The organism is Bacteroides sp. AF25-5LB, assembly GCF_003602965.1.
Taxonomy (GTDB): domain Bacteria; phylum Bacteroidota; class Bacteroidia; order Bacteroidales; family Bacteroidaceae; genus Bacteroides; species Bacteroides uniformis.
On record NZ_QTMC01000003.1, the window covers coordinates 110,698 to 135,306 of the forward strand.

The 24,609-nt window shown below is 47.7% G+C and carries 18 protein-coding genes; 16 read left to right on the forward strand and 2 right to left on the reverse strand.

Annotated features, from left to right (window positions below; all coding sequences use genetic code 11):
• Entirely contained in the window at positions 1 to 978 is a 978-nt protein-coding gene (locus DWY57_RS04655; protein ID WP_117964712.1) for a GNAT family N-acetyltransferase, read from the forward strand.
• A gap of 28 nt (positions 979 to 1,006) precedes the next feature.
• On the opposite strand, the gene DWY57_RS04660 is transcribed toward DWY57_RS04655, so the two are convergent.
• The gene (locus DWY57_RS04660) at positions 1,007 to 2,335 is read right to left on the reverse strand and encodes a deoxyguanosinetriphosphate triphosphohydrolase (RefSeq protein WP_119961400.1); all 1,329 of its coding nucleotides are present in this window, start codon (positions 2,333 to 2,335) and stop codon (positions 1,007 to 1,009) included.
• 183 nt (positions 2,336 to 2,518) lie between these two features.
• Here DWY57_RS04660 and dut point away from each other — a divergent pair, with 183 nt between their 5' ends.
• Genes dut through DWY57_RS04680 form a run of 4 tightly spaced genes read left to right on the forward strand, consistent with a single transcriptional unit; the run spans position 2,519 to position 6,751 of the window.
• The gene (gene dut / locus DWY57_RS04665; RefSeq protein ID WP_117703874.1) at positions 2,519 to 2,953 is read left to right on the forward strand and encodes a dUTP diphosphatase; all 435 of its coding nucleotides are present in this window, start codon (positions 2,519 to 2,521) and stop codon (positions 2,951 to 2,953) included.
• Positions 2,954 to 3,000: 47 nt separating this feature from the next.
• Positions 3,001 to 4,851 (forward strand): tetratricopeptide repeat protein, encoded by a 1,851-nt coding sequence (locus DWY57_RS04670; protein ID WP_117964716.1) that lies wholly within the window; start codon positions 3,001 to 3,003, stop codon positions 4,849 to 4,851.
• On the forward strand, positions 4,829 to 5,416 hold the full coding sequence (locus tag DWY57_RS04675; RefSeq protein WP_117703846.1) for a DUF4292 domain-containing protein: 588 nt from the start codon (positions 4,829 to 4,831) through the stop codon (positions 5,414 to 5,416). Before DWY57_RS04670 ends, DWY57_RS04675 begins: the two co-directional genes overlap by 23 nt.
• 42 nt (positions 5,417 to 5,458) lie before the next feature.
• Positions 5,459 to 6,751: a peptidoglycan DD-metalloendopeptidase family protein gene (locus DWY57_RS04680; protein WP_117964718.1), complete on the forward strand. Its 1,293-nt coding sequence runs from the start codon at positions 5,459 to 5,461 to the stop codon at positions 6,749 to 6,751.
• Between the two features lie 7 nt (positions 6,752 to 6,758).
• Here DWY57_RS04680 and DWY57_RS04685 read toward each other — a convergent pair whose 3' ends face one another.
• Entirely contained in the window at positions 6,759 to 7,829 is a 1,071-nt protein-coding gene (locus tag DWY57_RS04685; protein WP_119961401.1) for a M20 family metallo-hydrolase, read from the reverse strand.
• Between the two features lie 142 nt (positions 7,830 to 7,971).
• Here DWY57_RS04685 and DWY57_RS04690 point away from each other — a divergent pair, with 142 nt between their 5' ends.
• The 11 genes from DWY57_RS04690 to DWY57_RS04735 all read left to right on the forward strand — a co-directional run bounded on the left by DWY57_RS04690 (position 7,972) and on the right by DWY57_RS04735 (position 24,510).
• The gene (locus tag DWY57_RS04690) at positions 7,972 to 9,777 is read left to right on the forward strand and encodes an AMP-dependent synthetase/ligase (RefSeq protein WP_119961402.1); all 1,806 of its coding nucleotides are present in this window, start codon (positions 7,972 to 7,974) and stop codon (positions 9,775 to 9,777) included.
• Between the two features lie 719 nt (positions 9,778 to 10,496).
• Complete coding sequence (locus tag DWY57_RS04695) at positions 10,497 to 13,571, forward strand: SusC/RagA family TonB-linked outer membrane protein (protein WP_117703849.1); 3,075 nt, start codon at positions 10,497 to 10,499, stop codon at positions 13,569 to 13,571.
• A 14-nt stretch (positions 13,572 to 13,585) separates the two neighbouring features.
• Positions 13,586 to 15,187 (forward strand): SusD/RagB family nutrient-binding outer membrane lipoprotein, encoded by a 1,602-nt coding sequence (locus DWY57_RS04700; protein WP_016272451.1) that lies wholly within the window; start codon positions 13,586 to 13,588, stop codon positions 15,185 to 15,187.
• 214 nt (positions 15,188 to 15,401) lie between these two features.
• Complete coding sequence (locus DWY57_RS04705; protein WP_119961403.1) at positions 15,402 to 17,852, forward strand: glycoside hydrolase family 9 protein; 2,451 nt, start codon at positions 15,402 to 15,404, stop codon at positions 17,850 to 17,852.
• A gap of 11 nt (positions 17,853 to 17,863) precedes the next feature.
• Complete coding sequence (locus DWY57_RS04710; RefSeq protein ID WP_117964726.1) at positions 17,864 to 19,090, forward strand: DUF5009 domain-containing protein; 1,227 nt, start codon at positions 17,864 to 17,866, stop codon at positions 19,088 to 19,090.
• Between the two features lie 5 nt (positions 19,091 to 19,095).
• A complete protein-coding gene (locus tag DWY57_RS04715; RefSeq protein WP_005830352.1) occupies positions 19,096 to 20,499 on the forward strand; it encodes a family 10 glycosylhydrolase in 1,404 nt (467 codons plus the stop codon).
• The gene (locus tag DWY57_RS04720; RefSeq protein ID WP_119961404.1) at positions 20,496 to 21,248 is read left to right on the forward strand and encodes a carbohydrate-binding family 9-like protein; all 753 of its coding nucleotides are present in this window, start codon (positions 20,496 to 20,498) and stop codon (positions 21,246 to 21,248) included. The genes DWY57_RS04715 and DWY57_RS04720 overlap by 4 nt, the downstream gene beginning before the upstream one ends.
• A gap of 114 nt (positions 21,249 to 21,362) precedes the next feature.
• Entirely contained in the window at positions 21,363 to 22,478 is a 1,116-nt protein-coding gene (gene prfB / locus DWY57_RS04725) for a peptide chain release factor 2 (protein ID WP_005830350.1), read from the forward strand.
• Between the two features lie 80 nt (positions 22,479 to 22,558).
• Positions 22,559 to 22,693: a hypothetical protein gene (locus DWY57_RS21515; RefSeq protein WP_005830349.1), complete on the forward strand. Its 135-nt coding sequence runs from the start codon at positions 22,559 to 22,561 to the stop codon at positions 22,691 to 22,693.
• A 19-nt stretch (positions 22,694 to 22,712) separates the two neighbouring features.
• The gene (locus DWY57_RS04730) at positions 22,713 to 23,180 is read left to right on the forward strand and encodes a CYTH domain-containing protein (protein WP_117964730.1); all 468 of its coding nucleotides are present in this window, start codon (positions 22,713 to 22,715) and stop codon (positions 23,178 to 23,180) included.
• A 34-nt stretch (positions 23,181 to 23,214) separates the two neighbouring features.
• Positions 23,215 to 24,510, forward strand: coding sequence for a DUF4010 domain-containing protein (locus tag DWY57_RS04735; RefSeq protein ID WP_119961405.1), 1,296 nt, complete (start codon positions 23,215 to 23,217; stop codon positions 24,508 to 24,510).
• The last annotated feature ends 99 nt before the right edge of the window (positions 24,511 to 24,609 follow it).

A 24,609-nucleotide genomic window follows, 5' to 3' on the forward strand; every position in this document is an offset into this window, starting at 1 on the left:
ATGGAAGATGTAATTGCACCGATAAGCAAGGAGCTGTTGAAAGCGGAGTTGACTGAGGAGAAGCGCCTGCGTATGACCAATAGAAGTCATAACCAGATATATATCATTACTGCCCAAGACTCTCCGAATACCATGAAGGAGATCGGCCGTTTGCGCGAGATTGCGTTCCGCGCTGCGGGAGGAGGAACGGGCAAGTCTATGGATATTGACGAATATGACATCATGGACAATCCGTACAAGCAGTTGATTGTCTGGAATCCGGAAGCTGAAGAAATTTTGGGTGGATACCGTTATATCTTGGGTACGGATGTGCGTTTTGACGAACATGGTGCCCCTATTCTGGCAACTGCCCATATGTTTAACTTTTCGGATAAATTTTTGAAGGACTATCTTCCTACGACCATTGAGTTGGGACGTTCGTTCGTTACGTTGGAGTATCAGTCTACGCGTGCAGACAGTAAAGGTCTGTTTGCGTTGGATAATCTGTGGGATGGTTTGGGCGCACTGACCGTAGTCATGCCCAATGTGAAGTATTTCTTCGGAAAGGTGACTATGTATCCCAGCTATCATCGTCAGAGTCGTGATAAGATTCTTTATTTTCTTCGGAAACACTTTGCGGATAAGGACAACCTGATTACTCCGATGAAGCCGTTACTTCTGGAATCGGACGAGAATGAATTGGCAGCTCTCTTCTGTAAAGACTCTTTTAAGGAAGACTATAAGATTTTGAATTGTGAAATCCGTAAGGCGGGGTATAATATTCCCCCTCTGGTGAATGCCTATATGAGTCTCAGCCCTACCATGCGTATGTTCGGTACAGCCATCAATTACGGTTTCGGAGATGTGGAGGAAACGGGTATCCTGATTGCCGTGGACGAGATTTTAGCAGAAAAGCGCATTCGCCACATCGAGTCATTCATAGCGAGCGCACCGGAGGCATGCAAGCTTACGTCGGGAGCAAATAAGGTTGTATCATAGGACTATCTGGAAGAATGCTTGTCGTCTGTTATACCGCTGGCAAGCTATTCCCGTTTATTTTCCTGTATAAATCGAGTGCAAATACATCTGTCATTCCGGAGATGTAATCCAGTACCGCCTGTATTCTTTCATAGAGTGCAGGCGCTTTTATGTTGTACTGGCCCGATACGCGATTGATGAGCAGTTGCGAATATGCCTTTTCTGGAGAACGCACGGCGTCAATCATCAGTTCGAGTAGGGTACTGATGATGCGGAAACCGGCAAGTTCAATGTCCAGTACGTCGCGTGAGCGGTAAATCCTCTTCAGGGAGATGTCTGCACAGTGCTTGTAGGCATTGGCTGGTACCTCGGATATATGGTTGATGAGGCTTCCTTCAAATTCTCCTTTCAGAATCTTTTCTTCATTGTCTACAAAGGCTTGCACGCATTCGCCGATAAGCAGCCCGATAACGCTGGAACGCAGATAGGCTATTTGCTCATTGGTGTCACTTACTATCTCCATCGTTTTGAGCCGGTGTGCTTGGCGCTCTTTCGAGAAATAAGAAAGAAGCAACTCTTTGGTTTCTTGTGTAGTCAGAATTTTCAGTTTGTGAGCATCCTCAATATCCATCATCTGGTAGCAGATGTCATCGGCGGCTTCCACCAGATAGACTAGCGGGTGGCGGGCATATTTCAACGGGGCATCGTTCTGCTTCTCCATACCCAACTCTTCTGCTATGCGGCGGAAACTTTCTTCCTCTGTGATGAAGAAACCGAATTTTGACTTTTTGCCAGCAAGACTCGATGAAAAGGGATATTTCACGATGCTTGCCAAGGTGGAGTAGGTGAGTACAAATCCTCCCTGTCGCCTTCCCTCAAACTGGTGGGTAAGCAGGCGGAACGCATTTGCATTTCCTTCAAAGTGAGTAAGGTCCTCCCATTGGGCAGGTGTCAGTTGGCCCTTCAGGGACATTCCTTTTCCTTCAGAAAAAAAGGTGGAAATTGCTCGTTCTCCCGAATGTCCGAAAGGAGGATTTCCCAAGTCGTGTGCCAGGCAGGCGGCGGAAACGATGGAGCCTATTTCGGTGAGGTAGCTGTCTTGCAGTTCCGGACGGCGGGCAATGAGAGCTTTCGATACATCGTTGCCTAGTGAGCGACCTACACATGATACTTCCAGGCTGTGCGTCAATCGGTTGTGGACGAATACACTACCGGGAAGAGGGAATACCTGGGTTTTGTTCTGCAGACGGCGGAAGGGGGCGGAGAAGACAAGGCGGTCATAGTCACGTTGGAATTCCGAGCGGTTTTCATGGCGTTCCTGATGAAACTCTTCCAGTCCGAAACGTTTGGCAGATATGAGCGTATTCCAATTCATCATGATGTTATTTACGATTGAAGTTACTATTATTTAACTGCAAATGTATCACTATTTTGTATAAAAAGCCGTATTTTCGCCCAAGTTTATAGTGAAACGGAGATGAATTGCGAAACTTGAATTACTCGAATTGTAAGAATAGAAGTAGCCCTAATTGTAAATCGTCAAATCGTAAATAACATCATGTTGAACGTACAAATCATCAATAAATCAAAGCATCCGCTTCCGGCTTATGCCACTGAGCTGTCTGCAGGAATGGATATCCGTGCAAACCTTAATGAATCTATTTCGCTGGCTCCGATGCAGCGGTGTCTGGTGCCTACTGGCCTTTATATCGCTCTTCCGGAAGGATTTGAGGCGCAAGTGCGTCCGCGTAGCGGATTGGCCATTAAGAAGGGGATTACCGTGCTGAACTCCCCTGGAACGATTGATGCCGATTACCGTGGTGAAGTTTGTATTATTCTCGTCAACCTTTCTGCAGAAACCTTCGTCATCGAAGATGGGGAGAGGATTGCACAAATGGTGATAGCGCGTCACGAACAAGCTCTTTGGCAGGAAGTGGAAGTGCTGGATGAGACGGAGCGCGGTGCCGGTGGCTTCGGGCATACGGGTAAAAAATGAATGGATATTGTTCCGTTTTTACGGGCTAAGAATTTATAATTAAATAGATGAGAATCAGAGTAAAAATAATACTTGCGTTGTTGATAGGTGCCTTCTGCCTTACTACGTATGGAGTGCAGGCTGCCAATGTTCAAGCTTCTAAGGAGAAAATGAGCGGGTACGGTCGGCCTGAAAAGGCACGGAAGGAATTGAAGAAACGGAAGAAGTCGAAGAAAGCCGATGTTTCGCCCGTAAAGGAGCTTACCCCCGAACAGCAGCGCCGTTACGACTACTTCTTTCTTGAGGCCGCCCGTCTGAAAGTCCAGAAAGACTATGATGCAGCTTTTGATGTCCTGCAACATTGCCTGACGATAAACCCGAACGCATCATCGGCTTTGTATGAGATGGCCCAGTATTATATGTTCCTCAAGCAGGTGCCGCTGGGACAAGCCGCGTTGGAAAAGGCGGTGGAGAATGCTCCCGACAATTACTGGTATGCCCAGGGACTTGCCAATCTGTACATGCAGCAAAACGAAACGGAGAAAGCCGCTGTCTTGTTGGAAAATATGGCGGTACGTTTCTCGGATAAGCTGGACCCGCTATACAACTTGCTGGAGATTTACAACCGCCAGGAAGAGTATGACAAAGTTATCGGTATACTGAACAAGCTCGAGGAACGGATGGGCAAGAACGAACAGCTCAGTATGGAGAAGTTCCGCATCTATCTGCAAAAGAAGGACGACAAGAGCGCCTTTCATGAAATAGAAAGTCTGGTAGAAGAGTATCCCAACGATAGGCGCTATCAGGTGGTACTGGGGGATGTCTATATGCAGAACGGGAAAAAGCAGGAAGCTTATGAGATTTACAAGAAGGTGCTGGCCGAAGAGCCGGACAATGCAATGGCCATGTACTCATTGGCTTCTTACTACGAAGAGACCGGACAGAAGGAACTATATGAACAGCAATTGGACACGCTGTTACTGAACAAGAAAGTGGCTTCGGACACCAAACTGAATGTGATGCGGCAGTTCATCGTGCAGAATGAGCAGGCAGGCAAGGACAGCACACGTGTCATTACGCTCTTCAACCGTATCATGGAGCAGGAGCCCGATGAGGCACAATTACCTTTGCTGTATGCCCAATATCTTCTTTCCAAAGGAATGAACAAGGAGGCAGGACCGGTTCTGCGTCAGGTTCTGGCGATAGACCCTACCAACACAGCGGCTCGTATGACATTGCTGGGGGAAGCCGTGCGCCAGGAGGATTACAAGGAAATAATGAATTTGTGCGAAGCCGGTGTGGAGTCCAATCCCGATATGTTGGAGTTCTATTTCTATCTGGCCATTGCCTACAACCAGGCGGAACGGACGGATGATGCTCTTGCCATCTGTCAAAAGGCTTTGTCACACGTCAAGGACGATAGCAAGAAGGAGGTCGTATCAGATTTTTATGCCATTATCGGTGATGCTTATCACACCAAGAATCTGCATGCGGAAGCTTATGCGGCTTATGATTCCGCTTTGGTGTACAATCCTTCAAACATCGGTGCCTTGAATAACTACGCATATTATCTTTCCGTGGAGCGTCGCGACTTAGACAAGGCGGAAGAGATGAGCTACAAGACAGTGAAAGCCGAGCCGAACAATTCCACCTATCTCGATACATATGCATGGATATTGTTTGTTAAAGGTAATTATGCCGAGGCGCGTCTCTACATAGATGAGGCGATAAAGAATGATAAAGATAGCAGTGACGTGGTCTTGGAACATTGCGGAGATATCTATTACATGACTGGCGATGCGGAAGGTGCCTTGAAATACTGGAAACAAGCCTGGGATAAGGGCAATCGCTCTGATACGTTGAAACAGAAAATACAAAAAAAGAAATATATATCAGATGAAACTAAACCTGCTGAATGATATGGCAAGGACGTGCCGCCTATTGTCCTTGCTGTTGTTGCTGGCTGTGGGGCTTGCCGGTTGCAAGACTTCGCGTCACTCAAGTTCTCTGTCCGGAGAATCTGCCTGCCTTTCCTCCAAAGTGCAGCTGACGGTACCCCATAAAGATGCCACCCTTACTGTGAACGGTACGATGAAGTTGAAGAAGGAAGAATGCATGCAGATTTCCTTTCTGATGCCGATACTTCGTACGGAGGTGGCACGTATGGAAGTCACCCCGGATGAGATTCTGTTGGTAGACCGTATGGGAAAACGTTATGTCCGTGCAACACGTAAGGAACTGAAGGATGTGCTGCCCAAGAAGGCGGATTTTGCCCATTTGGAGAAACTGCTTTATGCTGCTTCCAAACCCAATGGTAAGAAGGTGCTTACCGGCAAGGAACTCGGGATACCCTCTCTAGAAAAGGGAAAGATTGAACTTTCCAACTTCTCGGATAAGCCTTTTGTACTGGCCCCTACCCAGCTCTCACAGAAATATAAAGAGGTGGAGCTGGAGGAACTGCTGGAAATGCTGATGGACCTTTGATTAGTTGATAATTGATAGTTGTTGGATAATCCCTTATAACTTATGAAGCTTCTCCTTTTCTTCTTTCTCCTCCTTTTGCCGGTTTCTCCGCTCTTTGCCCAGTCCAACAAGCTGATTAAGGAACTGGAAAGCAAGCGTGGTGCCTTGCAGAAACAGATAGTAGAGTCGGAGACGCTGTTGATAACCACCAAGAAGGATGTGGGAAGCCAGTTGAAAGGTCTTGCTGCACTGACCGGACAGATAGAAGAACGCAGACGTTATATTCTGACTATCAATAATGATGTGGAATCCATAGAGCGCGAGTTGTCTTCATTGGGACGTCAGTTGACTCGCTTGCAACGTGACCTAAAGGACAAGAAGAAGAAATATGAATCGTCCGTCCAATATTTGTATAAGAACCGTTCCATTGAAGAGAAGCTGATGTTCATTTTCTCTGCCAAGAGCCTGGCACAGACCTATCGACGCATGCGTTATGTACGCGAATATGCCACTTATCAGCGCCTGCAAGGCGAGGAGGTGTTGAAAAAGCAGGAACAGCTGAACCGTAAGAAGGCTGAGCTTCAGCAAGTGAAGGCTGCCAAGGAAGGATTGCTGAAAGAACGTGAAGAGGAGAAAGTCAAGCTGGAAGCGCAGGAGAAGGAACAGAAGTTGTTGGTGGCCAATCTGAAAAAGAAACAGCGGGGATTGCAGAACGAACTGAATAAGAAACGCCGTGAAGCCAATCAGCTCAATGCACGCATTGACCGCCTGATAGCGGAAGAGATAGAGAAAGCGCGTAAACGTGCGGCAGAAGAAGCGCGCCGTGAGGCAGCCGCACGTAAAAAGGCTGGTGAGAAAACTGCGACTGCCTCTACGTCCGCAAAGCCAAAGGCACAGCCTTTGGATACTTACTCCATGAGTAAGGCAGACCGTGAATTATCCGGGAATTTTGCTAATAATCGCGGTAAGCTGCCGATGCCCATCACTGGAGCGTATATCATTACCAGCCATTACGGCCAGTATTCTGTAGAAGGTTTGCGCAATGTCAAGCTGGACAATAAAGGCATCGATATACAAGGGAAACCGGGTGCCCAAGCCCGCGCCATCTTCAATGGTAAAGTGGCGGCTGTCTTTAAACTGAACGGACTGTTCAATATCCTTGTCCGTCACGGGAATTATATATCCGTCTATTGCAACTTGTCATCGGCCTCGGTGAAGCAGGGCGATGATGTTACCACCAAACAGACCCTCGGACAAATCTTCTCGGATGGGGCCGACAATGGTCGTACGGTGCTACATTTCCAATTGAGGAAAGAGAAGGAAAAACTGAATCCGGAGCCGTGGCTGAACAGATAATGATAATTTAAATTTTCACTCCTTCCAGCAACTCCAAATACATTCCTATCGCCTCCTCTATCTCCTTGACAAAGATAAATTCATCGGCAGTGTGTGAACGGGCACTTTTCCCTGGTCCCATCTTTAGAGAAGGGAACGGCATCAGTGCCTGGTCGGACAAGGTCGGTGAGCCGAAAGGAGTACGTTTCATGGTAATAGCCTTTTGCACTACCGGATGCTCCGGAGCTACGTGTGAAGAGCTTAGCCGGAAGGAGCGGGCTTTGGCTTCACACATGATGTGTTTCTGTATTTCATCGAATAGCTCCTGATTGCTATAACACTCGTTGCTGCGAATGTCTACGACAAAAGTACAACGGTCGGGAATGACGTTATGCTGTGTACCGGCGTTTACCATGGTTACGCTCATTTTCACGGGACCCAACAGGGAAGATTCTTTTGGAAAACGGTAATCACGAAACCAGGCAATATCATCCAATACCTTATATATAGCATTATCTCCCTCGTTTCGGGCAGCATGTCCCGATTTTCCGGTAGCAGTTACGTCCAGCACCATCAATCCTTTTTCTGCAATGGCAGGTTGCATCTCTGTCGGCTCGCCTACAATGGCAAACTGTATGGGAGGGAGTTCCGGCAATACGCATTCTATTCCCCCCTTGCCTGATACTTCTTCCTCACACGAGGCAAGATATATCAGATTGTAGGCCTGAGTGGTGCGGCACAATGTCAGGAATACTTGCAGCAGGCTGACTACACTGGCTCCGGCATCGTTGCTGCCCAGCCCGTAGAGCTTTCCATTACTTTCCAGCGTTGGTTTGAAAGGATCTTTCCGCCACCCGTTGACGGGTTTTACGGTGTCGATATGGGAATTCAGCAGCAAGGTCGGTTTCTTTAGGTCGAACATCGGGCTGAGGCACCATACATTGTTGCCTTTACGTCCTGTTTCCATGCCTTGCATTTCGATATAGTTCTGCAGATAATCCGCCGCTTTCTCCTCGTCGCGGCTCAAGGAAGGAATGGCTATCAGTGATTTGAGCAATCCGATTGCTTCGGAAGTTAAAGTCGGTATATCGTAAATCATATTCGGTAAATAAATAATCCTGCTGCAAACTTACGAATAAAAAACGGAAAGGAGTACCCATATTGAATAATTACCCGCTAATATCGGATTAGTTTCAAATGAAACCACTACCTTTGTACCGTATTTACCAATATCAAAAGTTATGACTTATCATCATTTGTCTGTTCTGGTGCACCGCCAGGCAGAGAAGTATGGAGACAAAATAGCCCTGAAATACAGAGACTATGAAACTGCACAATGGATACCCATCTCTTGGAAAGAGTTCTCACAGACTGTACGCCGGACTGCCAATGCAATGGTGGCTTTGGGAATAGAGCCGCAAGAGAATATCGGTATCTTCTCGCAGAATAAACCCGAATGTCTCTTTACTGATTTCGGTGCATTCGCCAACCGGGCGGTGACTATACCTTTGTATGCTACCAGCTCACCGGCTCAGGCACAGTATATCATCAACGATGCACAGATACGTTATCTGTTTGTAGGCGAGCAGTTCCAGTACGATGCCGCTTTCAGTGTGTTCGGATTTTGCCAGTCTCTGCAGCAGCTCATCATCTTCGACCGTGCTGTGGTGAAAGATCCGCGCGACATGACTTCCATCTATTTTGATGAATTTATGGCAATGGATGAAGAGTTGCAGCACAATGCCATTGTAGAAGAACGTATAGCAGCTGCCTCAGATGATGACCTCGCCAATATCCTTTATACTTCCGGTACTACCGGTGAGCCGAAAGGTGTCATGCTCCATCATTTCAATTATAGAGAGGCTTTCCGCATTCATGATATCCGATTGCCTTTCATAACAGACCAGGATGTTTCCATGAACTTCCTTCCGCTGACCCATGTATTCGAAAAGGCATGGACCTACCTTTGTATACACCGGGGGGTGCAGGTCTGCATCAATCTCCGTCCACAAGATATACAGACTACTATTAAAGAGATACGTCCTACACTGATGTGCAGTGTACCCCGTTTTTGGGAGAAAGTCTATGCCGGTGTGCAGGAGAAGATTTCCCAGGAAACCGGTCTGCGTAAGGCGATGATGTTGGATGCCATCAAGGTGGGCAGGACGCATAACATTGATTATGTGCGTCAAGGAAAGACTCCTCCGATGATGCTTCATCTGAAATACAAGTTCTACGAAAAGACCATTTATGCTCTGCTGAAGAAGACGATAGGTATTGAGAACGGTAATTTCTTCCCTACGGCAGGTGCTGCTGTGCCCGATGAAATCTGCGAGTTTGTGCATTCTGTAGGTATAAACATGGTGGTGGGCTATGGTCTGACGGAATCTACGGCTACCGTTTCCTGCTTCCTCAACGAAGGCTATGAGATTGGTTCCGTAGGTACGGTGATGCCTGATGTGGAGGTGAAGATTGGCGAGAATAACGAGATACTTCTTCGTGGTAAGACTATCACTACCGGATACTACAAGAAACCGGAGGCAACGGCTGCTGCCATCGACCGTGACGGTTGGTTCCACACGGGTGATGCCGGTTATTTGAAGGATAGTCATCTGTATCTGACGGAGCGTATCAAAGACTTGTTCAAGACCTCTAACGGAAAATACATTTCGCCGCAGGCATTAGAAACGAAGCTGGCTATTGACCGTTACATTGACCAGATTGCTGTCATTGCCGATGAGCGTAAGTTTGTTTCCGCTTTGATAGTTCCCGTTTATGGCTTTGTGAAGGATTATGCCAAGGAGAAAGACATTGCATACGGCAATATGGATGAGTTACTGCAACATCCCAAGATACAGGCGTTGTTCCGTGCCCGTATCGATACCTTGCAGCAGCAATTTGCCCATTATGAGCAAGTGAAGCGTTTCACACTTCTGCCGGAACCATTCAGTATGGAGCGTGGGGAACTGACGAATACGCTGAAGCTGAAACGTTCTGTTGTGGCAAAGAACTACAAGGAGCTGATTGATAAGATGTACGAAGAATAAAACTTTGTTTTTTTGTTTATAACCGTCTGACCTGGGGTGAATCTTTTTCATTCCGGGCCGGACGGTCTGTTTTTTTATCTCCTTCTTCTGAACAGAAAGAAACTACCCCCTGCACTGCGAGAAACTAATCATCTGTATACTGCTGACTGGCAGTTTTTATGCTTCTTATTATTCTTACAACAGCTGTTGTAAGAAAAGAACACAGCTGTTATAAGAAAAGAATACAGCTGTTGTAAGAAACTAACATGACTGTGATAAGAATAATGAGATGCGAGAAAATAGTTAGTTTGTCGCAATGGAGAGGTTAATTTGCCGCGGTGCCGGGGGGGATTCTCTTGTAGATAATGAAAGCCTCACTCTTAGGCGAGGGAGAGAAGGGTGATGCCGTAATCTGCTTAAAACCATGCAATAAAGCACCGGTTCTGCCAGCAGCTTTTCTTCATTAACTTTTATTAGCAAATAAATCATCCTTTTCCGATAGGGTTGCGGTTGTGCCCCCGGTTTTATATACGAGAGCTTGAAAGAAATCTGCAGAATAAAGACATTTGGATAAGCTTAAATATTAACCGTAACATACTAATAGCCTATGAAGCATACAAAGAAGAAGAAATGAGAGGAACAGTCAATCAGACTGGCCGATCGGGATAACAGATTTCCGAGAATCTGTTTATTAACTTAACACATATTTAATCTAATATTTATTTTCCGAAAAACAGCTTATGAAAAAAAGACTTATGCTAACCTTGGTTTGCCTGATGGCGGCCATTAGCTGGGTAGCAGCCCAAAATTCCCCCATTACCGGTATCGTTATTTCAGCTGAAGACAATGAACCGATTATCGGAGCTTCCGTATTGGTAAAAGGAAGTACTACCGGAGCCGTAACAGATTTAGACGGCAAATTCACTATTACAGATGCACCCGCAGGTGCCACGACACTGCAAGTGTCTTTCGTAGGTATGATAACACAAGAAGTTCCCATCACTCCGGGAACGATAAGAGTCACATTAAAGAATGATGCCAAGCTGCTGGATGAAGTGGTGGTAACGGCATTGGGTATTGCAAAGAAAGAAAAATCACTGACTTACTCTACTCAAGTGGTGAACGGCGACGAATTGGTTCGTGCCAAGGACCCCAACATGATGAATGCGCTGGCCGGTAAGACGGCAGGTGTGCAAATCAACAAGAGTTCTTCCGGTCTGGGTGGTTCTTCCAAGGTCATCATCCGTGGTAACCGTTCTGTAAGCGGTAATAATCAGCCTCTTTACGTGATAGACGGGGTGCCGTTCGGTTCCTCCACTAACGAAAATACTTCAACTACCATTGGTGGTGATAATGACAGTGGTAACTACGACCGTGGCGACGGTATCTCCAATTTGAATCCCGATGATATTGAGAGTATGAATATCTTGAAAGGTCCTGCGGCAGCCGCTTTGTATGGTAGCTCGGCTGCCAACGGTGTGGTAATCATCAATACCAAAAGAGGTAAAGAAGGTCGTGCCAGCATTTCTTTCAATACCAATACCACTTTTGATATGGCTGCCTATGGTATTCCCGAATTCCAGAATCATTATACCGGCCAAACGACCAGCTGGGGCGGTAAGATAAACGGTAGTCCCGACTATACTGACGATTTCTTCAAGACGGGTGTTACCACTATTAACTCTCTTTCTTTAAGTATGGGTTCAAAGGCTATGCAGACTTATTTCTCCTATGCCAATACTTACGGCAAGGGTGTGGTAGAAGGCAACCGTTTGGTGAAACATAACTTTAATTTCCGCGAAACAGCAAATTTCTTCAATAATAAGTTGACGGTCGATGCCAACGTCAATGCCATGTATCAGAAAGGAAACAACCGTACCACTTCAGGAGGTTATTATATGAATCCTTTGGTCGGTTTGTACCACTTCCCGCGTGGTGGTGTAGAGGGTGGTAAAGATTTTAACTACTACAAGGATAACTATCAAGTGTTGAATACCGGACGTAATATTATGGATCAAAACTGGTATAAGACTTCCGGAACCGATATGGAGCAAAATCCTTATTGGCTTATCAACAAAGTGCCTAATGAAGATACGAGGTACCGTACTTTGATAAACCTGAGTGTGAAATACCAGATTAACGATTATTTCAGTATCCAGGCTCGTGGTAGCGCCGACTATATAGTGGATAAAGACAATACCCGTATGTATGCAGGTACCAGCCCTATCCTCTGCGGTATGAATGCTGCTGGAACCGGAACCAATGGCCGTTACAGCTATAATGAGCAAAGTGAACTTTCTACTTATGGAGATGTCCTCTTTACGTATCAACAACAGTTCGAGAATTTCAGCTTTAATGCATCAGTCGGTGGCAGTATCAATGATTATAATGGCAATGGAACCGGTTTCGATTCCTATCCGGGTACACTCTCCATTCCCAATGTATTTACGATGCAGAATGTGACTCTCAATGCAGGCTCTTTGAGTGATTGGAGAAAACATACACAAAGCCAGAGCGTGTTCTTTACCGGTCAGATTGGTTTAAAAGACCAGCTTTTCCTTGACGTGACGGCACGTAATGACTGGACTTCTACCTTGGCCTATACCAAGTATAAGAACAAGGGCTTTTTCTATCCGTCAGTAGGTCTTACCTGGTTGCTCAACGAAACTTTGAAGTTGCCTTCCTGGATTAGTCTTGGGAAAATCCGTGGTGCATGGTCACAAGTAGGTAACGGTTTGGATACCTATCTCTCCAATCCACTTAATACGATTACAAAGAACGGCAGTATCAGCTTTAATACAACTTCTCCTTTTGATGAGTTGAAACCTGAAAAGACGACTTCTCTGGAATTTGGAACCGAATGGCGCTTCTTTGACAGCCGCTTGGAGTTTGATTTTACTTACTACAAGACGAATACAAAGAACCAGCTCTTCACCTTGCCCGCTCCTTCCGGTTCAGAGTATAATACCTATTATGTAAATGCAGGTGACATTCAGAACAGTGGTATAGAAATTATGATGAACGCCACTCCGGTGATGACCAATAGTTTCCGTTGGAAAACCGGCGTTAACTTTGCCACCAACAAGAACGAAGCCAAAGCATTGGCCGGTGAAGCATTGGGATATTTCCAATTCAGTGGCGGTGAGAGTAATAATGTATGGAGCCGTCTGGAAGTAGGTGGTTCGTTCGGCGACTTCTACGGAACAACTTTTGAACGTGATGATAACGGTAAAATCAAGTTTGGCGATGACGGTCTGCCATTGGTGAACAAATCCGATCCTAAAAAGCTGGGTAACTCAAATCCTGATTTCAATTTAGGATGGAGCAATACGCTTACCTGGAAAGACTTCTCGTTGTATTTCCTTATTGACGGACGCTTTGGTGGTAAAGTGATGTCACTGACAGAAGCCGACCTTGACCAGCAAGGTGTGAGCAAGGCTACCGGTGATGCACGTGACCGTGGATATGTGATGCTCGAAGGGCATAAGATATCCGGAGAGCAGGCTATACAAGATTTTTATAATCTGGTGGGCGGACGTGCCGGTGTGACAGAGTACTATACTTACAGTGCCACTAATATTCGTTTGCGCGAACTTTCCATAGGATACAATCTGCCCCAGGCATGGCTGACTAAGATTGGTGTTATCAAGAGTGCACAAATTTCGCTGGTGGGCCGTAACTTGTTCTTCTTCAAGAACAATGCTCCTTATGATCCCGATGGTATGCTGTCTACCAGCAACCGTTTGCAGGGTGTCGATGTGTTTGGTATGCCTACCAACCGTTCGATAGGTTTCAACTTGAAGGTTAACTTTTAAATAGACTTATAATTATGAAGAATATATTGAAATATACGGCAACTGCGTTGCTGGCAGCTTCCATGTTTACCGCATGTACCGGTGCATTCGATGACTTGAATACCAACCCGAAAGGAGTAAGTGACGAAGAATTGAAGCAGGACAACAACTATATAGGCATGCATTTTATTCCGATGATGCAGTCCATCTATTATAATAATGGCGGTGGTACTAATCCGTGGGAATATCAGCTGATACAGAATCTGAATGCGGATATGTGGTCGGGCTATGTAAGTACGGCTACTGCCTTTGCAGGTAATGTAAATAACATTACTTATGCGATGAATGCCGGATGGAATGATAACTGCTGGGATTATGCTTATAATCATGTGATGTCCCAGAGTCTTAAAATTACGCGCAAATGTGAGAAAGACATGGAGACATATTCCCATTTCGCAGCCATCAATACCATTTGTCGTGTGATAGCCATGTCTCGTTTGGCCGATCAATACGGGTGTATTATCTATACTCATTATGGTGAATCGGCTACAGGTGGTACTTATGATTCCGGGCAGGATGTTTACAAGAAGTTCTTTGAAGAACTGAGGGAGGCTGCTGATGAACTGCGTGCAGTGAAGGACAAAGATGTGGCTTCGTTCGCTCCGTTTGACTATGCTTATGGGGGTGACCTCAATAAATGGGCCAAATTGTGTAATACTATCCGTTTGCGTCTGGCCATGCGTATCGTGAAATACGACGCTGCATGGGCAAAGAGCGAGGCTGAGGCTGCCATGAATGATAGTAATGGGCTGATTGAAACCAATGATGCGAATTTTGGTATTGCTGGAAACGGTTATGTGAACCCGCTTTACGGCCTGGCCTTCAGCTATGGCGACTGTGTGCTCAATGCCAATATTCCCTCTCTGCTGGGAGGGATGAATGATGCCCGTTTGGAAAAGTATGCCACAACAAATGCTGACGGTGATTTCTTCGGTATCCGTAATGGTGTGAAAGGTTTGGAAGAGGGCAAGAACTCGGATAATTACAAGGCGATTGTGAGCAAACCTAATCTGGTTGCAACGTCTCCGGCTATTTTGGCTACTGCCGGTGAAACGATTCTTCTGGAAGCTGAAGCTGCCCTGCGTGGTTGGAATGTGAATGGTAAAGGTACTGCTAAGGATTTGTACGAGAAGGGAGTGAAGGCTTCGTTTGAACAATGGGGAGCTGCTGTAGGCGATTATTTGAGTGGCACTACTACTGCTGCTGCTTATGTGGATCCTATTATTCCGGCAGCCAGTATCGAAGGTCAAAGCAAGGTGACCGCTCAATGGGATGAGTCTTTGAGCAACGAGGAGAAATTTGCCAAGATTGCTACACAGCGCTGGATTGCTGTCTATCCCGAAGGTATGAACGGTTGGGCCGAGTTGCGTCGTACCGGTTATCCTAAACTATTCCCAGTGATGGTAAATTACAGCCAGGGTGAAATTGATACTGACCTTGGACCACGTCGTTTGCCTTTCACCATTAATGAAAAGGACAATAATCCTACCGGTTATGCCAAAGCTGTCGAAATGCTTGGTGGTCCTGATAATGCGGCAACCCGTGTATTCTGGGATGTGAACAAATCGAATTTCTGATATCCTTACTGAGTAAAAGGTATGCCGGAGACAACTTCGGCATACCTCCTTAATCTCTTGAAAGGGAATCATTTTATTTTGATAGATTTCAAATATCTTCAGATAGAGTTTAAACCTCTGTCTGACTATTCTTGCTTAATATTGTAGCTTGATTTATGTTAGCTGAAAAGAACAAGTTTCGTGCGAAAAATTGAATTAAACTTATTTACTGTATATGAGGAATATCATTAAACCTCTCTGCTTGTTGACCGGTCTGCTTTGTACCCCGGTTGTTTGGCTTCATGCCCAAGTAGATGAAAAGTTGAAAGCCGACATCGTCAGTACGGGTTACGTGCACAGTCCGTTGCCGCTCGACGAGACAAAGGCTTTCGAGACATTCGGCTTGAAAAAGAAAGTGTTGGAAACTATGATGCTGTGTGATATGGAGGATTTCTCCAAATGGTCGCACAAGGGCATCGGTAAGATTGGTTTGACTGATGAACGGAGCAAGTCTGGCAAGCATAGCCTGCGTCTGGAAGCTCCTGCCCATCCGGAGAAGATTCTCGGCTGGGGGTTGGGACGTGGCACTTGCATGGCCTCTTATGATATAGGAGGTGTGAACTGGGAAGGTTACAACCGTCTGAAGTTCTATATCTATCCCACGTGCGAAGGGGCACGCAGCATTTACCTGAACCTCTATGTGGAAAATGACGGAGAAATAAAAGTACCCGACATTTACGGTCGGGAAGGATACCACGAAATCAACTTGAAAAACAACCAATGGAACGAATGTTTCGTCGAGATGTCCGGGCTGGCGCGCGACAAGGTGACCAAGATTTCATTTGCTATCGAAGTGTTCGGCAAGGAACGCACTATGGGAGATTCCCTCCGTTTCGATGTGGATGCCGTGGAATTGCAGAAAGTGGAGAATCCGGAAACCGTGAAAGGCTGGATGCCCGCACAAAACCGCATCATCTTCTCTACTACTGGTTATGGCATAGAGAGTCCCAAGAGCGCCATTGTCAATGTGGAAAAGCACGGCGGACAGTTCCAGTTGAAGGATGCCGCGACGCAGGCCATTGTCTATACCGGCCCCATCCGTAAGGAAAAGACCGGTCTGGGAGAGTTCGAGACGATAGACTTTTCCGACTTCAAGACGCAGGGACGTTACGTCATTCAGGTAGGGGATGTCACCACCTTGCCTTTCTATATCCATAAGGATGTGTGGGAGGATTCTGCCTGGCGGATGGTCAACTTCCTGTTTTGCGAACGTTGCGGTTATCCCGTTCCCGGAAAGCACGGGGCTTGTCATAATGACTTGCATGCCACTTACAACGGACATATTATTCCTATAAACGGAGGATGGCACGATGCTGCCGACATGTCCCAACAGACCTTACAGACGGGAGAAATAGCCTATTCCTTGCTCTTGATGGCCGAACGCGCCAAAGAAAAAGGCAATGTCGACTTGTACAACCGCCTGATGGAAGAGGCTTTGTGGGGAATGGACTATGTGATGAAGACCCGGCTGGGCGATGGTTACCGTGCACAGACGTGGGGTACCAATCTATGGACTGACGGTGAGGTAGGTACCGACGACGATGCCGGCCGCCGTGAACTGCTTGTCCATAACGGAGCTTTGGAAAACTTCCTGCTTGCAGGAATTGAAGCGTATGCCTCCATGATGGTTGAGAAGGATGAAGCCCTCAGGAGCAATCTGAAAAAGATTGCAAAGGAAGACTTCGGTTATGCCATGAAACGCTTTAATGAGTTGGGCTTTGCCGAACTGATAAAGAAGGGTGGGGGACATGCCGCCATGGCATCCGAAAGCCAGTATCACGCCAATATTTCATGGGCAGCCAGCATGCTCTACAAGCTGACCGGCGAACAGCAGTATGCCGATGAGGCCGTGAAGGCTATCCGCTACACCTTGCAGTGCCAGCGCACCGAACCGCTGAAAGACAAAGACAAGACCTGCGGCTTCTTCTACCGTGATTTGGCCAGGAAGTCCATTGTACACTATACCCACCAGTCCCGCGACTATGCCTATATGGAAGCCCTTGCCGCCCTTTGCGAGACACAGTCCGGTCATGCCGAGTATGAGCAGTGGATTCGTGCCATGAAACTCTATGGCGGTTATCTGAAGAATATCATGAAGTATGTATATCCTTATGGAATGGTGCCCAGTGGCATCTATCACAAAGATGAAGTGAAGGATTCCGCCAACTTCTACGCCGTTCAGGTAGGGATTCGCAGCGGTGCCGATAAGGATTTCGAGGAACAACTCGAAAACGGTATTCGTCTGGATAAAGAGCATTATTTGCGCATATTCCCCGTCTGGTTCTCGTTTAAGGGAAATATTGCCGTACATTTGTCTACCGGTAAAGCTGCCGCTATCTGTGCCAGGGTACTGAAGGACAAGGAACTGAAAGACATTGCCGAACAGCAGCTCTTCTGGGTTGTAGGCAGGAATCCTTTCGGACAGTCCATGATTTATGGGGAAGGCAGCAACTATCCGCAGCTCTACACGGCATTGCCCGGAGAAACGGTAGGAGAGATACCCGTAGGTATGCAGTCCTATTTCAATGAGGACACGCCCTATTGGCCACAGTTCAATACGGCTACTTATAAAGAGGTGTGGGGCTCTTCGGCAGCCAGATGGCTGATGTTGGTTTCTGAATTCTAAAGCAAGATGATATGAGTGACAAGACTGTTTATTCACGGCGCAACCTGGCCATCGACATGCTGAGGGCATTGACCATGTTCATCATGATTTTCGTCAATGACTTCTGGAAAGTGCATGACGTACCCCATTGGCTGGAACATGCCGTCTATGGTGAGGATTTTATGGGACTGGCGGATATTGTATTCCCCTGCTTTTTGTTTGCAGTGGGAATGTCCATACCTTACGCCATTGAGCGCAGATATGCCAAGGGCTTCTCGGCAGAGTCCACCTTGGGGCATATCCTTTCCCGCACCTTTGCCTTGCTGGTGATGGGTGCGTTTATAACGAACTCGGAGTTCCGGCTTTCACCGGAAGCTCCCTATCCGATAGGAGTATACTGGTTCCTGATGGCCATAGGCTTTATCGGTGTGTGGAACCAATATCCGAAACCGGCTTCCGGCACTCAGAAGAACCTTTTCCGTGCTTTTAAAATAATCGGAGTATTGGTTCTCCTTTACCTTGCCTTCACGTTCCGCAATCCGCAGGGAGGTGCATTCGGTGCCTATTGGGGAATATTGGGCTCCATCGGCTGGACCTATCTGGTATGTGCCGTAATCTATATCTTCAGCCGTGACCGGTTGCAGTATCTGCTGCCTGCCTGGGGTGCCTTTATCCTGATATGCCTGCTGGGTACGCCTTTGCGCGAGGGCTTTGGCGGTGAGGCTATCCTTGCCTTTCCCGAACGCAACTTCTATCAGGGCATGTTGTCCATTCTGCATATCGGCAACGGGGCTTTGCCCGCATTTACAATGGGAGGTGTCATCCTTTCCATTCTCAGCGCCCGCTATGCCGGCAAGGGTGACGGCTGGAAACTCTGCAATGGGCTGACGGTTGCCGTTCTGCTTCTGCTGGTCGGAATTGGGACACACCATTTCTGGATTGTGGCCAAGATGGGTGGCACTCCTCCCTGGGTGTTCTATGTGACTGCCATTTCCGTGGGGCTCTACACACTGCTCGGCTATCTGGTCAGCCATCAGGTCACAGGTTGGTTCAACCTGATACGCCCTGCCGGAACGGCTACGCTGACCACTTATCTGGTACCTTATGTCTTCTATGGCTTTGCTGATGTGACCGGTGTTGTCCTGCCGGACTGGTTCACACATGGATTCATGGGGCTGGTCAACTGCCTTTGTTTTGCCTTTGTGGTAATCGGCGTTACCTGGGTGATGGAAAAACTGCATGTTAAACTTAAAATTTAGATAGAATGAAAAAGAGCTTTTTACCTGCATTCTTGCTGCTGTTCCTTGCGCTGGGCATGTTCTCGTGCCAGCAGGGAGCTAAGGAAACAACCAAGGAATATCCCATGTTCTGGACGTGGCTGGACTATCGTCCCGGCATGAACTTCGACTCCATCTGCCAAGTGATGAACGACATCGGCATGGATGGAATTATGCTGAATGCGCCGACTCCCGACGATTACCGGGCTGCCATACCAGTTGCCCATAAACACGGAATCGAAGTGTATGCCTGGTTATGGACCATGAATCTGGAACACGACCGTGACAAGATATTGAAGGAGCATCCCGAATGGTTCAGCGTGAATCGTAACGGCAAGAGCCTGGCAGACACTACCGCCTATGTAGGCTATTACAAGTTTCTCTGCCCGGCATTGCCCGAAGTCCGCGAGTTCATCAAGGAAAAAATCAAGGCCTACTGTGAAGTGGAAGGCTTGAATGGCATTGCCATCGACTATCATCGTTTTGTGGATGTGGTGCTTCCCACCACCTTGTGGCCCCATTATGGCATTGTGCAGGACCGTGAATACGCTGCGTGGGATTACGGTTACCATCCGGAAATGCTCAGGTTGTTCAAGGAGCAGTACGGTTATGACCCCCGCGAGCAGGAAGACCCTTCCCTCGATGTGAAGTGGCGCCAGTTTCGTTGCGACCAGATAACCGAAGTGGCCAATATGATTGCCGAAGTGGTGCATTCCTACGGCAAGACAATGGCTGCCTCCCCGTTCCCCACCCCGAAGATGGCTTCACGCATGGTGCGTCAGGACTGGGGCAAATGGAATCTCGACATCGTGTTCCCGATGGTTTACCATACCTTCTATACGGGTGATGCCAGCTTCATTTCCGACTGTACGGTTGAGAATGTACGCGACAAGAACGATATGACTACACTGTACTGCGGCATGACCGCCACCGACGGCCCGATGATGTTCGAATGCATGGATGCCGCTCTCAACAACGGCGCCCAGGGAATTGCCGTATTTACCATTCATGGACTGCGTTCTCCGGAGGTGAAGAGGCAGTTCAAGGCTTATACGGACAGTGTCAGAGCCGTGCGTGCCGCCAATGGCGGGGTGATAAAGGCTACCCATCCCGAAGTGGCGGATCCCGACCCCTTCAAGCATGAAGGCATTATGAAGCTGATGCAGGAACGCATGCAGCAAATCATAGCCAAGGCTGCCGGCAAGGAAGAGCCGGCTCCGCTGGCATTGGGCGAGTACAAGGAGGTGGATTCCTATGACGCGACACGCTGCTACCAAGTGGTGGATGAGAATAGCAAGACTACTTTTGACGTGACATTCTATCTTTACGGCGACGTTGTTTCCGGTTGGGATGTAGCAGTAGCAGACAAGGCTTCTACTAATAAGAAATGAAAGGACGTTTTATGATAGTGAGAGATTACGGGAGCAAACTCCTTCTGCTCTTGGTGTTTTCAATGGTAGGCATGGTTTGTTGCAATGCCCAGAGTGGAAAGAGCTTGTGTGTAAAGAAAGTAATGTGTACGGCTTCACCGGAAGGTGAGGCTGTGCCGTCCTTGCTGGACGAGAACGGGATAGAGTTTCAGCCCCTTGATGTGGTCAACTGGAAAGATTATCCCTACAAGCCGGAAGTGAGTTTCCGCATAGCCCATACGGGGCGCGAAATCCTGCTCCACTACAAAGTGAAGGAAGCCAGTGTGCGTGCAGTGGCCTCCGGAGACAATGGCCGGGTATGGGAAGATGCTTGTGTGGAATTCTTCGTATCTCCCGAAGGTGACGACCGCTATTACAATTTCGAATGTAACTGCGCCGGCAGGCTGCTGATTCAGGGAGGTGCAGTCAATGAGCGCCGTCCTACGGTGAGTCAGGAAGTGCTGGGCATGGTGAAACGTTGGAGCTCGTTGGCCGGCGAACCTTTCGAGGAACGTTTGGGCGAGTGCAGCTGGGAACTGGCCATGGTTATTCCCGTTTCCGCTTTCTTCCAGCATTCCGTCGGTTCTCTGGACGGAAAAACAATGAAAGGGAATTTCTACAAGTGTGGTGACAAACTCCAGACTCCCCACTTCCTTTCTTGGAGTCCTATCGGGCTGGAACACCCCATGTTCCACTGTCCGGCCTTTTTCGGCACCTTGTTTTTTGAATAAATCTTTAGGGTGTTCTGGTGGAATCATTTGCCGTTAGCATTACTTATTGGATTGACAATTGCGGAATTATGTGTTTTTTTATACCTTTGCACTTCCTAAATTGTAAATGCATATATGATTACCGCAGAACAACTGAAAGATATCAAAGAACGTACCGAGGCGTTGAACCGCTATCTGGACATTGAAGGAAAGAAGATACAGGTGGAAGAAGAGCAGCTCCGCACCCAGGCTCCCGGTTTCTGGGATGACCAGAAGGCTGCCGAGGCTCAGATGAAGAAAGTGAAAGGCTTGCAGCAATGGATTTCTGGCTACAATGAGGTAAAGACCTTGACTGACGAGGTACAACTGGCTTTCGACTTTTACAAAGACGAACTGGTGACTGAAGAGGAAGTGGACGATGCCTATGCCAAGGCAATCACTGCTGTCGAGGCCCTCGAACTCAAGAATATGCTTCGCGAGGAAGCCGATCAGATGGACTGTGTGCTGAAAATTAACTCTGGTGCCGGTGGTACGGAGAGCCAGGACTGGGCAAGCATGCTGATGCGTATGTATCTGCGCTATGCCGAGACTCACGGCTATAAGGCCACCATCGCCAACCTGCAGGAAGGAGACGAGGCAGGTATCAAGACTTGTACCATCGAGATTTCCGGCGATTATGCCTACGGTTATCTGAAAGGTGAGAACGGTGTGCACCGCCTGGTGCGTGTTTCGCCCTACAATGCCCAGGGCAAGCGTATGACTTCTTTTGCATCCGTGTTTGTCACTCCCTTGGTAGATGATACCATCGAGGTGAACATCGAACCTGCCCGCATGTCATGGGATACCTTCCGAAGTGGTGGTGCCGGTGGACAGAACGTCAATAAGGTAGAGTCCGGTGTCCGTCTGCGCTATCAGTATAAGGACCCATATACGGGCGAAGAGGAAGAAATCCTGATTGAAAATACCGAGACACGAGACCAGCCCAAGAACCGCGAGAACGCTCTCCGCCTTCTTCGTTCCATGCTCTATGATAAGGAACTCCAGCACCGCATGGCCGAGCAGGCAAAGGTGGAAGCCGGTAAGAAGAAAATCGAATGGGGTAGCCAGATTCGTAGCTACGTCTTCGACGACCGCCGCGTGAAAGACCACCGTACCAATTTCCAGACCAGCGACGTGAACGGTGTGATGGACGGAAAGATAGACGGCTTCATCAAAGCTTACCTGATGGAGTTTGCAGGAAGTGGCGAATAAATTTTCTCCCTTTCATTTGCATTCTTCCCGAATTTCTTCTTACTTTGTTCATCGTTGAACTTTAAACTATAAAACACACCATGGGAAAAAGTAAAAAGAAAGCAATGCACAGCCAGAAGGAAGAGCAACAAGCCAAGAAAGTGATGATGACGATGGGAGTAATAGCCATTGTATTAGTCATCGCCATGTTTGTGGCTTACTCTTACTGGGGCTGATAAAATCACTGGAAACGATATGCCGCAGGAGATAGAACGGAAATTCCTCGTGACGGGAGAATACAAGCCACAAGCGTATGCACACAGCCGTATCGTACAAGGATACATCAGTAGTGCGCGTGGACGGACGGTACGGGTGCGCATCCGTGATGAGCGGGGATTTCTCACCATCAAGGGTGCATCCAATGAATCGGGAACCAGCCGCTACGAGTGGGAAAAGGAAATCCCACTGTGCGAAGCGCGGGAACTGCTGAAATTGTGCGAACCGGGTATCATCGACAAGACCCGTTACCTTGTGCGTAGCGGACAGCATACTTTTGAGGTGGACGAGTTCTATGGCGAGAACGAAGGGCTGACTGTGGCTGAGGTGGAACTCTCCTCGGAAGACGAGCCTTTCGTGAAACCTGCATTCATCGGACGGGAGGTGACGGGAGACATCCGCTACTATAACTCGCAGCTGATGAAACACCCTTTCACCACGTGGTAGCAAACCAATTGTATGCCGTACTTGTTTAATCGTCATGGAGAAACTTTACGACTACCTGCCAAGAGAACTGGTCACCTTCCTTTTGGTCACCGTATTCTCTTTACTCATCGGGCTTTCACAGCGTAAAATCAGCTTGAAGCGCGAAGGGGAGACTACGCTTTTCGGTACCGACCGCACCTTCACCTTTATAGGCATTCTGGGCTATCTGCTCTATATCCTCGACCCTACGGGCTATCGTCTGTTTATGGGAGGAGGAGCCATTCTGGGGCTATTGCTCGGACTGAACTATTATGTGAAGCAGTCACAGTACCATGTGTTCGGAGTAACCACCATCATTATTGCACTCATCACCTACTGCATTGCTCCCATTGTGGCCACGCAGCCGTCGTGGTTCTACGTCATGGTCATAGTGACCGTCCTGCTCTTCACCGAGTTGAAGCATACCTTCACGGAACTGGCCCAGCGCATGAAGAACGACGAGATGATTACGCTTGCCAAGTTCCTTGCCATCAGCGGCATTATCCTGCCGATGCTGCCCAATGAGAACCTTATTCCCGGCATCAACCTGACGCCATACAGCATTTGGCTGGCCACGGTGGTTGTATCGGGCATTTCCTACCTTTCTTATCTGTTGAAGCGCTACGTCTTCCATGAGTCGGGCATTCTGGTTTCGGGCATCGTGGGAGGCTTGTACAGCAGCACGGCTACCATTTCCGTACTGGCGCGAAAGAGCCGTAAGGCGTCTGCGCAGGATGCTCCCGAATATGTGGCGGCCATGTTGTTGGCGGTCAGCATGATGTTCCTCCGTTTCTTGATATTGATAGGTATTTTCAGCCGGGAGACGCTACTGGTCATTTATCCCTACTTGCTGATAATGTCGGTGGTGACGGCAGCCGTGGCATGGTATCTGCATTCCAAGCGGAAACGGGTGGACGACGGCATGCGTGACACGGAGGACGAGGACAGCAGTAACCCGTTGGAGTTCAAGGTAGCGCTGATTTTTGCCATGCTGTTTGTGGTGTTCACTATCTTGACCCACTATACGCTGGTGTATGCCGGTACGGGTGGACTGAACCTGCTCTCTTTCATTTCGGGGTTCAGTGATATTACTCCTTTCATTCTGAACCTGCTTCAAGGAACAGGCAGTGTGGCGGTGCTGGTGATTACGGCTTGCAGTATGCAGGCTATTGTCAGCAATATAGCGGTGAACATGTGCTATGCGTTATTTTTTGCCGGCAGGAAAAGCCCTTTGCGCCCGTGGATATTGGGGGGATTTGGTTGTGTTATTGCCATAAATATCTGTCTGTTACTTTTCTTCTATTTTCTCTAAATAGCTTTCTTTTTGCTTTTTTAACTCCGAAAGTCTCGTAAATGCATGAAAAGAGGCTATTTTTGTCGAATTCACTGTGACAAAACTCGAACGGGAAAC

What these genes read in the sequence shown, in the direction of transcription:
- DWY57_RS04720 (WP_119961404.1), top strand. Translation starts at nt 20,496, where the DNA reads ATGAAAGGACGTTTTATGATAGTGAGAGATTACGGGAGCAAACTCCTT.
- DWY57_RS04695 (WP_117703849.1), top strand. Translation starts at nt 10,497, where the DNA reads ATGAAAAAAAGACTTATGCTAACCTTGGTTTGCCTGATGGCGGCCATT.
- DWY57_RS04730 (WP_117964730.1), top strand. Translation starts at nt 22,713, where the DNA reads ATGCCGCAGGAGATAGAACGGAAATTCCTCGTGACGGGAGAATACAAG.
- DWY57_RS04660 (WP_119961400.1), bottom strand. Translation starts at nt 2,335, where the DNA reads ATGATGAATTGGAATACGCTCATATCTGCCAAACGTTTCGGACTGGAA.
- DWY57_RS04700 (WP_016272451.1), top strand. Translation starts at nt 13,586, where the DNA reads ATGAAGAATATATTGAAATATACGGCAACTGCGTTGCTGGCAGCTTCC.
- DWY57_RS04735 (WP_119961405.1), top strand. Translation starts at nt 23,215, where the DNA reads ATGGAGAAACTTTACGACTACCTGCCAAGAGAACTGGTCACCTTCCTT.
- DWY57_RS04685 (WP_119961401.1), bottom strand. Translation starts at nt 7,829, where the DNA reads ATGATTTACGATATACCGACTTTAACTTCCGAAGCAATCGGATTGCTC.
- DWY57_RS04680 (WP_117964718.1), top strand. Translation starts at nt 5,459, where the DNA reads ATGAAGCTTCTCCTTTTCTTCTTTCTCCTCCTTTTGCCGGTTTCTCCG.
- DWY57_RS04670 (WP_117964716.1), top strand. Translation starts at nt 3,001, where the DNA reads ATGAGAATCAGAGTAAAAATAATACTTGCGTTGTTGATAGGTGCCTTC.
- DWY57_RS04655 (WP_117964712.1), top strand. Translation starts at nt 1, where the DNA reads ATGGAAGATGTAATTGCACCGATAAGCAAGGAGCTGTTGAAAGCGGAG.
- DWY57_RS04715 (WP_005830352.1), top strand. Translation starts at nt 19,096, where the DNA reads ATGAAAAAGAGCTTTTTACCTGCATTCTTGCTGCTGTTCCTTGCGCTG.
- DWY57_RS21515 (WP_005830349.1), top strand. Translation starts at nt 22,559, where the DNA reads ATGGGAAAAAGTAAAAAGAAAGCAATGCACAGCCAGAAGGAAGAGCAA.
- prfB (WP_005830350.1), top strand. Translation starts at nt 21,363, where the DNA reads ATGATTACCGCAGAACAACTGAAAGATATCAAAGAACGTACCGAGGCG.
- DWY57_RS04705 (WP_119961403.1), top strand. Translation starts at nt 15,402, where the DNA reads ATGAGGAATATCATTAAACCTCTCTGCTTGTTGACCGGTCTGCTTTGT.
- DWY57_RS04690 (WP_119961402.1), top strand. Translation starts at nt 7,972, where the DNA reads ATGACTTATCATCATTTGTCTGTTCTGGTGCACCGCCAGGCAGAGAAG.
- DWY57_RS04675 (WP_117703846.1), top strand. Translation starts at nt 4,829, where the DNA reads ATGAAACTAAACCTGCTGAATGATATGGCAAGGACGTGCCGCCTATTG.
- DWY57_RS04710 (WP_117964726.1), top strand. Translation starts at nt 17,864, where the DNA reads ATGAGTGACAAGACTGTTTATTCACGGCGCAACCTGGCCATCGACATG.